This is a genomic window from Brevibacillus invocatus (genome assembly GCF_003710915.1).
GTDB classification, from domain to species: Bacteria; Bacillota; Bacilli; order Brevibacillales; family Brevibacillaceae; genus Brevibacillus; species Brevibacillus invocatus.
The window spans coordinates 236,483-250,525 of record NZ_RHHR01000010.1 but is presented as its reverse complement, the minus strand read 5'-3'; the positions used below and the strand labels follow the sequence as shown (position 1 = coordinate 250,525).

The following is a 14,043-nucleotide window of genomic DNA, read 5'->3' as shown; positions in this document are numbered from 1 at the left end:
AGCAAGTGAAAAGGAGGAGTTGCAAGACATGGTGTACGGAGCTCTATCACGCGTTCTTTTTCCCGTCGCAGTAGTCGCACTCGTTGGTGCGGGTGTGTGGGGTTATCAGGAGCACAATGAAAAAAACTCGGTCTTAATCAAGGCAGAGAACTCCTATCAGCGAGCTTTTCACGATCTCACCTATCATGTGGACAAGCTCCATGACGAGCTGGGCAAGTCCTTGGTCGTGAATTCACGCAAGCAGATGACACCAACACTCACGAATGTGTGGCGCTTGGCGTACGCTGCTCAGTCGGATGTAGGACAATTGCCGCTTACGTTGATGCCGTTCAACAACACAGAGGAAATGCTAGCCCGTGTAGCGGACTTTTCCTATCGAGTGGCGGTTCGCGATCTGGACAAGCAGCCACTGACCGAAAAGGAATACCAGACCCTAAAAAGCCTGCACAAGCATGCAGCTGACATCCAAGATCAACTGCGGAATGTACAGAGCAATGTCATTGACAAGCAATTGCGCTGGATGGATGTAGAGACAGCACTCGCCTCAGATGACAAGAAATCAGATAATACGATCGTAGACGGGTTTAAGACGATCGAGAAAAAAGTACAGGAATACCCAGACTTAGACTGGGGCGTAGGCATTCAGAGCTTGGATAAAAAGAAGCAGCAGCGGATCAAAGGAATCGATGGAAAAAAGGTTAGCAAGGAAGATGCAAAACGAATCGCGCTTGATTTTGTAGGTATGAAGGAAGGCAATGTGAAGGTCGATGTAGACGAGAACGGGAAGGGGGAAACCTATTCGGCTTACAGTGTTAGAATTACTTCCCCAAAAGATGCTACAGCGATCAACATGGACGTTACCAAGCGAGGCGGCAAGGTCGTTTGGCTGATGGATGAAAGAAAGGTTGGCAAAGAGAAAATTTCAATTGAAAAAGCGCAAGAAAGCGGTCATAAATTCTTGCGTGCTCACGGTTATGACAATATGAAGGTAGCGGAAATCGATAGCTACGACGGTATGGCCGTATTCACCTTTGTTCCAGAGGTCGACGGAGTACGTTTCTATCCGGATGCTGTGGTATGTGAAGTGGCTCTGGATTCGGGACGCGTAACCGCCTTCAACTCGACAGAGTACCTGTTCAACAACAAGAAGCGGATGGTGCCAAAGCCGAAAGTAAGTAAAGAGGAAGCTAGAGGAAAAGTGAATCCAAGTGTAAAAGTGACAGACCAAAGACTCGCCATGATCGAAGGGAAAAATGATGGCAAAGAGGTTTTAGCCTGGGAGCTGACCGGTAGCTTTGAAGGGAATACCTATATGATCTACATCAATGCACAGACAGGAGAAGAAGAAGAAATCGTTCGGATGGAGACAGGTGGCAATCAACAACCGGGAGTGCAATAGCCTGAGCTTGATTTTCAGAGGGAAAGCCTGATTACAGGGGCTTTCCCTATTTGCTGATTTCAAACAATAGGGTATATAATGGAAGAATGAGAGGGAAAAGGAGGAACGTTGAAAGATGCTACCGCGAATTGGCCAAACATTAAGACTGAACGTGAATAGTTCCTCTGAAGAAGCACGTGCTCACTCGTTTAAGAGCCGTGTGACAGATAGTAAGGACGGCATAGCCGTAATTGAATTGCCAACGAGTGAAAATACAGGCAGAACCGGCTTGCTAGATGTCGGTACACCCTGTTCCGTCTGGTATGTAGGGGAAGATGGATCACGCTATGAATTTCAATCTTCTATTGTAGGCAGACAGAGTGAACCATTGCCTGTCTTGTTTTTACAGCTGCCTGCCAAAGAGGAAATCGTGCGTACACAGCGCCGCAATTACTTGCGCATTGATTCCTCCTTGGATATTGCCGTAAAACTAATCGATCCGATTCGGAACTACCATTTTCTTACACGAACAGTAGATCTGAGTGGTGGCGGCTTATCCTTTACCTGCAAGGATACGTATCACCTGCAGGAAAATGATACTGTGCAAGTGTGGATTGCGTTTCCGAGCAAAACCGGACAAATGCAGCATGCAAGCGCAGAGCTTCAGATCGTTAGAGTAAAACCAGCGGAAGAAAAAGGACTAAATCAGTGGGTTTCAGGGAAATTTATACAAATCAGCGAAGCAGATCGCGTTAAAGTAGTGAGAGCCTGCTATGAACGGCAATTGGATCTGCGTAGAAAAGGCGTTATCGAGTAGCGCCAGACAGGATGGGACCTCATGCGAAGCCATTACAACGAGAGATACCGCCGTTTTTCCATGCGTATAGAAAAAGCAATCATGATCGGAATCGCGGTGTGCATGATCGTGCTTGCGGCAGGTGAATTGTTGATTCAATACGACCCAGTGCGCTCTGTTTTGATCGAGACGGAGAGGCTGGAAGGGGTTTCGGGAGCTCCCTAAGGTTTGCGCATGTTTCCATCCTATGGTACTATGAAAAAGATATATCCGTGAGAGAAGGCTTCGAACGAAGCTTTTTTCCTGTATCAGAATGACGAGGCAACGGGGAACACTTCCTGATGCAGAGAAAAAGGTCTTCGGTTCATCCGAGGTCGTCGCTGCTCTCATTCTGAATGACCCTCGATGGAGGTTTTCTTATTTCTGTTCCCTTTTTGGACTACAGTACATAGCAGGTGAGAGATCATGAATATTGCGATTGATGGCCCAGCGGGAGCGGGAAAGAGCACGGTAGCTAAAAAGGTTGCCGGAGCGCTGGAGTACGTTTACATTGACACGGGCTCGATGTACCGGGCCTTGGCCTGGGCAGTACATCACCATGCTCTACCTATTGAGAATGAAGCAGCCGTATCCCAATTGTTGCAGGATAATGTGATACACCTGCGCCGCGTTCAAGGTGAGCAGCACGTGTATTGGAACGACACCGATGTGACAGCATGGATTCGCACGTCAGAAGTCAGTCAATTTGCGTCCATTGTGGCCAGTTATGGAGCTGTACGGGAGCAGATGCTGGTTCTGCAGCGGAATCTGGCAACACAAGGCAATGTCGTTATGGATGGTCGCGACATTGGCACCCATGTACTTCCTGATGCTGATGTGAAAATCTTCTTGACGGCATCCATCCGTGAACGCGCGGAAAGAAGATGGAAGGAATTGCGTGAAAAAGGTCTTGATCCTGATCTGTCTGAGATGGAAAAGGACATTGCCGAACGTGATCAACGGGATATGAATCGAGAAGTTGCTCCCTTACGTCAGGCAGAAGATGCCGTGCTGGTTGACACCACAGGGATGACGATCGATCAGGTTGTTGATCGAATTCTGGAAATTTGCGAGCGAACGGGAGAATCGAGACAGTGAGTTATTATCGTATATTCCGAGGCTTTTTCCGCACGATTTTTTCGCTTGTCTTTCGTTGGCAAGTGATCGGGCGAGATCATATACCTAAGGAAGGCCCAGTGATCCTGTGTGCCAATCACATTTCACTGTGGGACCCTCCGTTATTGGGCTCAGGGATTGAGCGTCAGGTTTTTTTCATGGCGAAGGAAGAATTATTTCGTATTCCCGTCATATCCTTTTTGATCACCAAGTTTGGTGCTTTTCCTGTCAAACGAGGAGCCGGCGACCGTGCCGCGATCCGTTCTACGCTAAAACTGCTGGAAGATGGGAAAATCTTTGGAATTTTTCCAGAAGGCACGAGAAGCAAGACAGGAGAAATTGGGGAGGGAATGACAGGCGTCGCCATGTTTGCGCTCAAATCACAAGCCGAAGTGATTCCGGTTGCGATTATTGGACCTTATCGTCCTTTTCGCCCGGTCACAATCGTTTACGGCAAGCCGATTGATCTCACGGCATTACGTCAGGCCAAATCCAGCTCCGACACTTTAAAGGAAGCAACGGATCTGATCATGGCCGAGATCAAAAAGCTTTATGATGAGCATCGCTCCAAGCAATCGGTATAGAAACCGTAAAGCGAAGAATACTAACTTTAACTGGAACTAAATGGCTTCGTCAGTTAACTGAATGTCTTTTTGGCATCAGTTAAAAATATACATGCTCCCGCTTCTAGCAAACTGGTTGGAGGAATCCACCACTTTACAGATAGGTTGGGACTGGATGGCATGAAGGAGGTCTTTTGAAGATGGAAGAAACAAACGTAAGCTTAACGGATGCAACTGTCATTTCCGTAGGGGATGTGGTAAAAGCGACCGTTACCAAAGTTGAAGACAAACAAGCACTCGTAGATGTAGGTTACAAATATGACGGATTGATCCCGATCAGCGAACTGTCCCCGCTTCACGTGGAAAAAGTTTCTGATGAAGTAGCTGTAGGCGACAGCTTTGATGTTCGCGTGATCAAGCTCAACGATGAAAAGGAAGAACTGGTCGTATCCAAAAAAGCGGTCGCGATGGAATCCGCATGGTCTGACCTGGAGCAAAAAATGGAGAGCGGCGAAATCATCACGGCAACCGTGAAAGAGATCGTTAAAGGCGGTCTTGTCGTTGACGTGGGCGTTCGTGGATTTATCCCTGCTTCCATGGTGGAGCGCCACTTCGTAGAAGACTTTGCTGACTACAAAGGCAAAGAGCTGACGCTGAAAGTGGTAGAGATGGATAAGGAAAAGAACAAAGTCATCCTCTCTCATAAAGCCGTTTTGGAAGATGAAGTGAAAGTGAAAAAACAATCGATCCTCGATACCATCAAACCTGGTCAGGTACTGGAAGGTACCGTTCAACGTATGACAGATTTTGGTGTATTCGTGGACATCGGTGGCGTGGATGGATTGGTTCACGTGTCCGAATTGGCTTGGAACCGTGTAGAGAAGCCTTCTGATGTTGTAAAGGAAGGCGACAAGGTACAAGTGAAGGTATTGAAAGTCGATAAAGAAAACGAGCGCATCGGCTTGAGCATCAAGGAAACGCAAGCCGGTCCTTGGGCGAATGTGGCAGAAGACTTCAAAGCTGGCTCCATCGTGAATGGTACCGTAAAACGTCTGGTTACCTTCGGTGCATTCGTAGAAGTGGCTCCAGGAATTGAAGGTCTGGTACACATCTCCCAAATCGCTAACCGCCGTGTCAATACACCAGGTGAAGTACTCAAGGAAGGCCAGGAAGTTCAAGTGAAGGTACTGGATGTTGTTCCACAAGAACAACGCATTAGCTTGAGCATTCGCGCTGTTGAGGAAGATCGTGTGGAGCAGGCAGAGCGTGCCAGCAAAAAGGAACAACAACAGTTCCAACAAGAAAACAATCAGCCAATGGGCGTTACTTTGGGCGAACTGTTCGGTGATCTGAAAGACAAGTTCAAGTAAGGTACAGGTGATGAGGGGATACGCTAAAGGCGTGTCCCTTTTTTCATTCAGAAGGTCTACCTTGTCAGAGTGAATCAGGTGCTAGATCAGTTTGCTCTGGCTAAGAGGTTACACAGAGAGGAATGTGAGCGGATGGATCGATCCCAGCGAAAAATGGATCACATTCAACATGCTTTGTCCACGAACGATTTGCAGAGAAACGGATTTGACGATGTACGATTTATCCCTAATAGTTTACCTAATATACATTATGGTAACACTTTGCTTGTTACAGATCTTGGTCCATTCCGATTAACTTCACCGATCTTCATAAATGCCATGACAGGTGGAGCTGCAGCTACCACTGAGATTAATCAAAAGCTCGCGATTATTGCCAAAGAACGAGGGCTGGCAATGGCAGTCGGATCACAAATGGCAGCCCTACGTGATCCAACCGCCCGAGAGAGCTACACGATTGTTCGCAAGGAGAACCCGCATGGAATTCTCTTTGCCAATATTGGAGCGGAAGCAACCGTCGAACAAGCGCAAGCAGCAGTAGAAATGATCGAAGCAAATGCGCTGCAAATTCATCTGAACGTGATGCAAGAGCTGTTGATGCCGGAAGGGGATCGGGATTTTTCCGGTTATCTGGAAAAAATTCAAAGGATCAAGAATAAGTTATCAGTCCCTGTGCTAGTGAAGGAAGTGGGCTTCGGGATGTCCGCTGATACCATACAAAAATTGGTAGTAGACATTGGCATTCAGATGATTGATGTCGGGGGGCGAGGAGGCACTAATTTTGCGAAGGTGGAAAATCTGCGTCGCAGTCAGCCTCTGCCGATGTTTGATGATTGGGGGCTTTCTACGGTGGAAAGCTTGCTGGAGGCCAGTATTCTAGCAAATCGCCATTTGTCGGTGATGGCAACAGGTGGTGTTCGTCATGGATTGGATGTGGCAAAGGCCCTCTCCTTAGGGGCAGAGGCGGTAGGGATAGCAGGGGCTTTGCTGCGTCTAGTCAAAACAAGAACAATCGACGAATGCCTTCAGGCTGTGGATGCGTGGCACCATGAAATTCGCATCGCAATGACCTCGCTTGGAATAGCGAATACCGATCGATTTCGCGGTCTTCCGTTGGTGATTATGGGACAAACTGCGGATTATGCCCGATTGCGCGGTATCGATCTGGTTGGATTGGCTCAGAGATAGTAGCCATCCCTTCCATCCTATTTGCTCATGAAAGGATGACAGTTGAGGCATACTTTGGGGAGACAACCACATCTTGAGGAGCTGAACATGAACGAAGGGACACTTGCCATTCTCATCCAATGGAGCCTGTTGTGCCTCGTCTGGATGGGAAGTCTGGATCTTCTCTTGCGTGAACTCAAAGTAACCAGAAAGCACTTGTTGGCTGCTCTTACTGTTTTTCTTATCTGTTCATTTGCTTTTTGGCCGCTGTCCTTTGCACCTGTGCAGGTAAGCCTGGCAGGGACGTTATTGCCATTGATCTTGTGTGGATGGTTGTATCGAAAAATGCCGAAGGATCGTCGCCGCATTCACTTGCTTGCCTCCGTGATGATTGCCTGGCTGCTCTTTTGGCTGCGTTGGATGTTCTTTACAGATCCCGTCCTCTTGTTTTGGGAGGAGCAATTGATTTTACCAGTCATTGGTCTGGTGGCTGTAGCGATTGTCAACAGAAAGGGAGTGGCCCAACTTTTTTCACTCCTTTTTTCCTTCATTCTGGCTGACGTCATTCACGCGCTCTATTTCTGGAGGCTGTCCGGAACTTGCTTGCTGGGCGATGAGTATGCCCAGGATCTCATGTGGAGCAGTCTTTCCCTTTGGTGTATTCTTCGTGTCATCTGGTTGTGGGTATGTCGCTTGATAGGTTGGAATCAAATAGAGCCTTCCAATTCCGATGCACGTAGGTGATGACGAGACTGATGAAAGAACTGCTTGCAAATGAATTTGTATTGCCGCTGACTATGGGGTTTGTTTTTGGGATTCTGTGCAGGATCCATCTTTTACGTACAGATTATCGCCAGTACCCGACATATCCGCACGGGAAAATCATTCAGGTTTCGCTTGGCGTGATCGCCGCAGCACTTGGTTCCGTAGCCATACCTGCTTTATTGAAGGAAAACTACACAGCGGTCACTTTTTTGACTGTCGCAGCTCAGCAATTTCGCGATGTACGCAACATGGAACGAACCACCTTGAGCGAGATTGACAAACAAGAGCTGGTACCCAGAGGTGGTCCTTACATCGAGGGCATTGCGATGGTGTTTGAAGGCAGGAATTACCTGGTCATTTTCTGTTCTCTGGTTACGACTTCTGCGGCCATTTTTTTCCACTGGTGGGGAGGGCTTATTGCGGGAATCATCACCTTGCTCCTTGCGCGAAAATGGATGTCCGGAAAGACACTTTCCTTGATTGTCGACATTAAGGAAGCGAGTGTTCGTGTAGAGGGAAAAGATTTGTACGTGGACGATATCTACATCATGAACGTCGGGCTAGAAGATTCCCAAACGCTGATACGTGAGCAAGGGATGGGCTACATTCTCACACCTAAGGATGCCAATGCCACGGTGACGATTGCGCATCCCGGACAAAGGCAGGCGATTTTGCACGATGTCGCTACACAGCTTGGGGTCTATACGGACACAGGTGAACCGTCCTTGACCCCTTTGGTAAAGCGAGATCTGTCTACCGGGCGATTGGGGGTTTTTCTGCTTCCACAGGTCAAGGATGTCGAGCAGGCAATAGCAGTGATCGGAGCAGTCCCCATTCTGGAAAGCGTTTTTCGCATGCCGCAAAAATCAAAAGCTCCCAAGCAGGAGGTGTAGGGCATGCCTAGTGAAATTCTAGCTGTCATCACAATGGACAGAGAGCGAATAGCGGGTGGTGCCCCTATCTTTTTTTGTGCGGATCACCAAGAAATGCAGCAAATTGCGTTTACCCTGGAAAAGATATTAGATGGTATGGTGCATGAAGTGACGGCTGATTCCCTAATCATTGTTCGGCATAAGTAGTGTATGGTATGATTAGCTAGTCAAAAACAGAAATGAGAGAGAGTGTTGTAAACTATGGGATTGCCAGTGGTAGCCATTGTGGGGAGACCCAACGTGGGCAAGTCCACGATATTTAACAGATTGATTGGCGAGCGAATCGCGATCGTGGAAGATCAGCCGGGAGTAACCCGTGATCGTCTATATGGAAAAGGCGAATGGCTGACGCATAATTTCCACGTCATTGACACCGGCGGTATTGAATTTGGTGAGACCGACGAAATCCTCACGCAAATGCGTTACCAGGCTGAACTGGCTATCGACGAAGCGACTGTCATCGTAATGATTACGGATGGACGAACAGGCGTGACCGATGCGGATTTGGAGCTGGCACGCATGCTGAATCGGACTGGGAAACCAATCGTCCTTGCCGTTAACAAAGTAGATAATCCAGAAATGCGGGCAGATATTTACGATTTCTACACGCTAGGTTTGGGCGAGCCGTTTCCGATATCTGGTAGTCACGGTCTGGGACTCGGTGATATGCTGGAGGAGGTTGTCAAGAGCTTTCCGGCGCCAGACGAAGAGGACACAAGAGATGATATCATTCGCGTATCGATTATCGGTCGTCCCAATGTCGGCAAATCATCCTTGACCAACGCCATTCTGGGTGAAGAGCGTGTCATTGTCAGTGATGTAGCCGGAACAACTCGAGACGCGATTGATACACCTTTTGAACGCGACGGGCAAAATTACATACTGGTGGATACTGCAGGTATGCGCAAGCGTGGAAAGGTGTATGAGAACACCGAGAAGTACAGCGTGATGCGCGCCATGCGGGCCATCGAGGATTCAGATGTTGTGCTCGTTTTGATCAACGGAGAAGAAGGAATTATTGAGCAGGACAAGAAGATTGCCGGTTACGCCCATGAAGCAGGACGAGGTGTCATTATTATCGTCAACAAATGGGATGCGGTAGAAAAAGACGATAAAACGATGCAACGTTTTACGGAACTGATCCGGGAAGAATTCAAGTACCTGGATTACGCACCGATCATGTACGTGTCGGCCAAATCCAAGCAGCGTGTACATACCATCCTGCCAAAAGTAAACGAGGTAGCGGAAGCGCACTCCATGCGAGTTCCAACCTCTGTTCTGAACGATCTGGTCACGGATGCCACGATTCGGACTCCACCACCATCTGATCGAGGAAAGCGTTTGAAAATCAACTATGCGACACAAGCAACAGTCAAGCCACCGACATTCATCTTGTTTGTGAATGATCCGGAGCTTATGCATTTCTCCTATGAGCGTTACATAGAGAATAAAATACGTGAGGCGTTTGTTTTCGAGGGGACGCCTGTGCGTATCTGGACGCGGAAAAAAACATAGGGAGAGGGAAAGGGTCATGGTCCTATTAGCCTGGGTGATCAGCTACTTCATTGGATCAATCAGTTTTAGCTATCTCATTACAAAAAAAATAGCGGGAATTGACATTCGTTCGCAGGGGAGTGGCAACATGGGGGCCACGAACACGCTACGCGTACTGGGCAAAGGACCTGGGATCGCCGTCCTGGTGCTGGACGCGACGAAAGGCCTGCTAGCGATGGGAACCACCCACCTGCTTACAGGGGGAGATCCGCTTGCATATGCAGTGTCAGGCTTGTTTGCAATTGCTGGTCACAATTGGCCCATCTTTTTTGGATTTCGCGGGGGAAAAGGTATTGCAACCACCTTGGGTGTGGCGCTTGGCTTTTCACCCCTCGCTTTTTTGATTGGTGGTATTGCCGCTGTGATCACAATCATGATCACCCGCTATGTATCGCTAGGTTCACTTATTCTGGTAACCATTCTTCCCATCGTGATATTTGTGCTGGACAAGCCGATTGCTTTTTTGTGGACCAGCCTGGTTCTCACGGTCTTTGCTTACATTCGCCATCATAACAATATCCGCAATCTTCTTGCAGGGACTGAGCGAAAACTGGGGGATAAAACCAATCGAAAACTAGGATAAACCGGCTAGCACAAGCAAGGTACAAATAAAATGAAATGTTGGAGGGAGCGCTCTTGATTCAAAAGGTAGCCGTTATCGGCGCTGGGAGTTGGGGTACAGCACTTGCTTCTGTTTTGGCGATGAACGGTCATCAGGTGATTTTATGGGTGCGTAACCCCCAAACAGCTGAGGAAATCAACAATACGCATCGGAATGAAAAATACCTTCCTGAAATCACGCTTCCCGAAAATATTGTCGCTACATCGGATATACAGGAAGCTGTTGCGGGGATGCGCATCGTGCTTCTAGCTGTTCCTTCACATTCGATGAGAGACATGTGCAAAAAGCTGGCAGCGCATCTTGAGCCTGATGTCCTGCTGCTGCATGCGACAAAAGGGTTCGAATTGGAGAGCTTAAAACGGATGTCAGAGGTGATTTCCGAGGAGGTTTCGCCGGGGATTGCCGCTCGATTGGCTGTTCTTACAGGTCCGAGTCATGCCGAGGAAGTCGTTCTTCAACAGCCAACGACTGTAGTCGTCGCATCTGCCTCTGAAGAAAGCATGCTGAGGGCACAAGATTTGCTGATGAATCCCAATTTTCGCGTCTATACCAACCCCGATCTGGTCGGTGCCGAAATCGCTGGTGCACTCAAGAACATTATTGCACTCGGCGCAGGAATGTCAGATGGTTTAGGTTATGGCGATAATGCGAAGGCAGCACTTATGACGCGAGGGCTTGCTGAAATCAGCCGCTTGGGAAGCAAGCTGGGCGCGATGCCCCTGACTTTCTTGGGACTGGCAGGCGTTGGGGACATGATCGCCACCTGCACCAGCAAGCACAGTCGAAATTGGCGCGCTGGCTACATGCTCGGACAGGGGAACAAGCTGGAGGACGTGCTGGAGCAGATGGGAATGGTTGTCGAAGGAGTTCGGACCACGCACGCTACCCACGCTCTGGCTCAAAGAGAGCAGGTAGAGATGCCGATTACATCAGTCCTATACGGGATTCTGTTTGAAGGCAAAACAGCCAAACAAGGCGTCGAAGAGCTGATGGGTCGCGGAAAAACGTATGAGATGGGGCTGTTAAACCCGGATGCAGATCGTCCAGAGTGAGATCGCCTCACACATTTAGGCTCCTGCACATAAGATAGCGTGAAAGCCTAGATGGCAGGAGGAGGTTTCGCATGAACAGCAATTTCTCACGTCGTTTCATGGATAGTCTGAAGAGCAAAGCCGTAGAGCATGTGGATGAAAGCAAGCTTCGATCACTGGCTAGCACGGTTAAGAAAAGTGATTTTGAAGACGAAACCAAGCTGCGTCAAATGATCCAGTCGCTGGCCGCGATGAGTGGCAAGACGCTTACGCCAGAAAAAGAAGACAAGATCATTCAGATGTTCCGGGATAAAGAAATCAACCTGTCAGATCTCTCATCCTTAGGCAAGCTGCTCAAGTAAGAGAAATGGGCGATTATGACCGTTACATGCTGAGAAAACCGTCATACAGTAAGACTAGGAACAATCATGGCTCTACAGGGACATGGCTGACCTACAGAAACAAGAAAAAAAGAGGGAGATCATCCCTCTTTTTTTCTTTGTTTTCCGCTGTTTGTGACCGTCTGGGTCAGAAGATTTTGAACTAGAGGAGACTGTAACAACCCAAGCAACTGACCGATGTCGATATTGGCCAGTGGATTGCTGCTTGCACCGCCACTGCCAGCTTCCTGCTCGGAGGATTCACTGACTTTTTGGGCAGTCTCTGGTGCCGCCTTGCGCTTGTTGCTTGGTTTTTCGGCTGTCTCTGGCTTGTCGGCATTACGCTTGCCCAGGTTCTCAAAGATCTCCATCGCACCGTACAGGGTGTCCATCGTCTCTTCCACTTGTCGAATCGTTGTGCTTATGCCTTTAATATTATTGCGCATCTTGGACACGGAAGTGCGCAGGTCAGCTGTGGCGGGCACGACTTTTTTGGGTGTGACGGCAAGGGACACCTCGGTTGCCTGGTCGTTTAGTTTCTTGCTAGGAATGGGTGCATATGGATTTCGCCATTTACGATTGCTGCTCATCTGCCATCCCTCCAATGGGCGAATTCATCACGATAGTCTATGCGAACGTCTAGAAGGTGGTTCGCATCCGTCAGGTGCAGGATGGTGAAGTATGGTATAATAAAACCAAAAAAGCAAAGGATGCTGTAGTCTAGATGTATATTGATCCTATTACGAAGATGAACATCTCATTTGTCGCTATCGCATTGATGTTCGTCTGCAATTTCATGATGCTTTTTTCCAGGAAGACCCAAAATGCCTGGCTTCGTTTCGTACTCAGAACGGTGGGCTTTTTGATGTTGCTTGTCATTTTTGTGTTAATCTTAGTGGTTATGTTTGTATAAGGAGAGGGAGTTATGGCGCAGCTAACCTTGCAAAGCCGATCGGGTAGCCATACGTTGCCTGTAGAGACCAACAAGTCGATCGTTGAATTGGCCAAAAAGCATAAAGTCGTCTGGGGATATGCTTGCCAACGAGGCGTATGTGCACAATGTCGCACTTTGGTAATCGAAGGAGCAGAAGCACTGAATGAAGTGACGAAGGAAGAAAAGCTGCGTCTGCGCAAAGCAGAACGAGCTGAAGGATACAGGCTGGGGTGCCAGGTTCAGATCGTCAAGGATGGCGATGTGACGCTCGCTCATCGGCCATATTGATTGGGACATTGGTTCATGAGTAAAGTAACGTTTTTACCATCAGGCAAAACCGTAAAGGCGAGACAGGGACAGACTCTTGTCAGCGTAGCTGGATCTGCTCGCGTGGTGATACCTCAACGATGCGGTGGACACGCTTCCTGTCTGATGTGCAAGGTCGTGCTGGAGCAGGGAGAATTATCCCCTCCAACCGCTCTGGAGGTACGTAAGCTGGCAGAGAACGATCTGGAACAGGGTATACGTCTAGGGTGTCAAGCCAAGGTCACACAAAAAGACTGTACGGTACGTATACCGGAGAGCCGTTTGAAGTCCGTCGTGCAAGCTGCTTTGCTGCGGCAGCAAGAAGAAAATGAAGATTGAAGCAAGAGGTGTATAGGGAAGATGGAGTATTCGTTGCGTAAATGGCATCCGTTGCTTGTTTGCTTGACGCTTTTGTCTGTGATGCTTTCAGGATGTTTGTATCCGGATGAAAGGCGAGCAGAGAACCAGATGCCGAGCGCATTTTTTCTAGAAGCAACGCAAAAAGCGATTGATCAATTCAGGCAGGATACATCGGTTCTGCCTATTGTCACAAAAGATTTAGACACGCCGATCTTCGAAAAGTACGAGATCGATTTTCACAAACTGATTCCGAAGTACATGCCGGATGTCCCTGGAAACTCCTTTGAAAAAGGCGGCGTATTCAAGTATGTGCTGATTGACGTAGAGACCAACCCGACTGTGAGATTAATCCACTTGAGCTCTATCAGTACGGTAGCCGATGTCCAACGAGCGGTTCATTCGTATCAATACAACAACGACAATGAGCTGCCGATCAAAGCAGACATCGGGGATGGATATTTCTCTATTGATTTTGGAAAAATTGGCATGAAAGAAACACAAGTACCAGGTACAGCAGGTACATACCTTTTACCACTCGTGATGAATGGAAAAGGAGATGTAGGAATTGATTACGCCATCGACATTGCTACCGTTCTGAGAGAGAGCAAGGCGACCGTGCAAGAAAGAACGGATCCGCGATATGTCATGGCGAGGGAATCCAACTTCGTTCCGGCTAAATCGTTCCCATATACGATGGTAGGCGATCAGCCAAAACTCCTGAAATTACATTGAT

Annotated in this window: 19 protein-coding genes; 18 read left to right on the top strand and 1 reads right to left on the bottom strand. The window is 48.3% G+C overall.

All coding sequences use genetic code 11. The annotated features are described in order from the left end of the window. Nucleotides 1-28: 28 nt before the first annotated feature. From ypeB to EDM52_RS07205, 14 genes are all read left to right on the top strand, one after another. Complete coding sequence (gene ypeB / locus EDM52_RS07270; protein ID WP_122908339.1) at nt 29-1,399, top strand: germination protein YpeB; 1,371 nt, start codon at nt 29-31, stop codon at nt 1,397-1,399. A 115-nt stretch (nt 1,400-1,514) separates the two neighbouring features. Next, nucleotides 1,515-2,195: a flagellar brake protein gene (locus tag EDM52_RS07265; protein WP_122908338.1), complete on the top strand. Its 681-nt coding sequence runs from the start codon at nt 1,515-1,517 to the stop codon at nt 2,193-2,195. Nucleotides 2,196-2,216: 21 nt separating this feature from the next. Further along, entirely contained in the window at nt 2,217-2,399 is a 183-nt protein-coding gene (locus EDM52_RS07260) for a hypothetical protein (RefSeq protein WP_122908337.1), read from the top strand. A gap of 240 nt (nt 2,400-2,639) precedes the next feature. Then, on the top strand, nt 2,640-3,311 hold the full coding sequence (cmk, locus tag EDM52_RS07255; RefSeq protein ID WP_122908336.1) for a (d)CMP kinase: 672 nt from the start codon (nt 2,640-2,642) through the stop codon (nt 3,309-3,311). Then, a complete protein-coding gene (locus tag EDM52_RS07250; protein ID WP_122908335.1) occupies nt 3,308-3,913 on the top strand; it encodes a lysophospholipid acyltransferase family protein in 606 nt (201 codons plus the stop codon). The genes cmk and EDM52_RS07250 overlap by 4 nt, the downstream gene beginning before the upstream one ends. A 179-nt stretch (nt 3,914-4,092) precedes the next feature. Beyond that, nucleotides 4,093-5,262 carry a 30S ribosomal protein S1 gene (rpsA, locus tag EDM52_RS07245; RefSeq protein WP_122908334.1) on the top strand — a complete coding sequence of 390 codons (1,170 nt, stop codon included), beginning with the start codon at nt 4,093-4,095 and terminating at the stop codon, nt 5,260-5,262. Between the two features lie 132 nt (nt 5,263-5,394). After that, complete coding sequence (gene fni / locus EDM52_RS07240; RefSeq protein WP_122908333.1) at nt 5,395-6,447, top strand: type 2 isopentenyl-diphosphate Delta-isomerase; 1,053 nt, start codon at nt 5,395-5,397, stop codon at nt 6,445-6,447. Between the two features lie 87 nt (nt 6,448-6,534). Next, nucleotides 6,535-7,170 (top strand): YphA family membrane protein, encoded by a 636-nt coding sequence (locus EDM52_RS07235; protein WP_122908332.1) that lies wholly within the window; start codon nt 6,535-6,537, stop codon nt 7,168-7,170. 8 nt (nt 7,171-7,178) lie between these two features. Beyond that, nucleotides 7,179-8,084, top strand: coding sequence for a YIEGIA family protein (locus tag EDM52_RS07230; RefSeq protein ID WP_122908547.1), 906 nt, complete (start codon nt 7,179-7,181; stop codon nt 8,082-8,084). Nucleotides 8,085-8,087: 3 nt separating this feature from the next. Continuing rightward, the gene (locus EDM52_RS07225; RefSeq protein WP_122908331.1) at nt 8,088-8,270 is read left to right on the top strand and encodes a capping complex subunit for YIEGIA; all 183 of its coding nucleotides are present in this window, start codon (nt 8,088-8,090) and stop codon (nt 8,268-8,270) included. A gap of 54 nt (nt 8,271-8,324) precedes the next feature. Beyond that, nucleotides 8,325-9,638 (top strand): ribosome biogenesis GTPase Der, encoded by a 1,314-nt coding sequence (gene der, locus EDM52_RS07220; RefSeq protein ID WP_122908330.1) that lies wholly within the window; start codon nt 8,325-8,327, stop codon nt 9,636-9,638. A 16-nt stretch (nt 9,639-9,654) separates the two neighbouring features. Further along, nucleotides 9,655-10,260 (top strand): glycerol-3-phosphate 1-O-acyltransferase PlsY, encoded by a 606-nt coding sequence (plsY, locus tag EDM52_RS07215; protein ID WP_122908329.1) that lies wholly within the window; start codon nt 9,655-9,657, stop codon nt 10,258-10,260. A 35-nt stretch (nt 10,261-10,295) separates the two neighbouring features. Then, the gene (locus EDM52_RS07210; RefSeq protein ID WP_122908328.1) at nt 10,296-11,351 is read left to right on the top strand and encodes an NAD(P)H-dependent glycerol-3-phosphate dehydrogenase; all 1,056 of its coding nucleotides are present in this window, start codon (nt 10,296-10,298) and stop codon (nt 11,349-11,351) included. A gap of 71 nt (nt 11,352-11,422) precedes the next feature. Next, nucleotides 11,423-11,692, top strand: coding sequence for a stage VI sporulation protein F (locus EDM52_RS07205; protein WP_122908327.1), 270 nt, complete (start codon nt 11,423-11,425; stop codon nt 11,690-11,692). A gap of 119 nt (nt 11,693-11,811) precedes the next feature. On the opposite strand, the gene EDM52_RS07200 is transcribed toward EDM52_RS07205, so the two are convergent. Then, nucleotides 11,812-12,300 carry a hypothetical protein gene (locus tag EDM52_RS07200; RefSeq protein WP_122908326.1) on the bottom strand — a complete coding sequence of 163 codons (489 nt, stop codon included), beginning with the start codon at nt 12,298-12,300 and terminating at the stop codon, nt 11,812-11,814. Between the two features lie 134 nt (nt 12,301-12,434). Between EDM52_RS07200 and EDM52_RS25105 the strand changes: the two genes are divergently transcribed. The 4 genes from EDM52_RS25105 to EDM52_RS07180 are packed head-to-tail and all read left to right on the top strand — an operon-like array spanning nt 12,435 to nt 14,042. Next, a complete protein-coding gene (locus EDM52_RS25105; protein ID WP_122908325.1) occupies nt 12,435-12,623 on the top strand; it encodes a DUF2768 family protein in 189 nt (62 codons plus the stop codon). A gap of 12 nt (nt 12,624-12,635) precedes the next feature. Next, nucleotides 12,636-12,932, top strand: a complete 297-nt coding sequence (locus tag EDM52_RS07190) for a 2Fe-2S iron-sulfur cluster-binding protein (RefSeq protein ID WP_122908324.1) — start codon at nt 12,636-12,638, stop codon at nt 12,930-12,932. 15 nt (nt 12,933-12,947) lie between these two features. Further along, on the top strand, nt 12,948-13,289 hold the full coding sequence (locus EDM52_RS07185) for a 2Fe-2S iron-sulfur cluster-binding protein (protein ID WP_122908546.1): 342 nt from the start codon (nt 12,948-12,950) through the stop codon (nt 13,287-13,289). Nucleotides 13,290-13,310: 21 nt separating this feature from the next. Further along, nucleotides 13,311-14,042, top strand: a complete 732-nt coding sequence (locus EDM52_RS07180; RefSeq protein WP_122908323.1) for a hypothetical protein — start codon at nt 13,311-13,313, stop codon at nt 14,040-14,042. Nucleotide 14,043 lies beyond the last annotated feature (1 nt).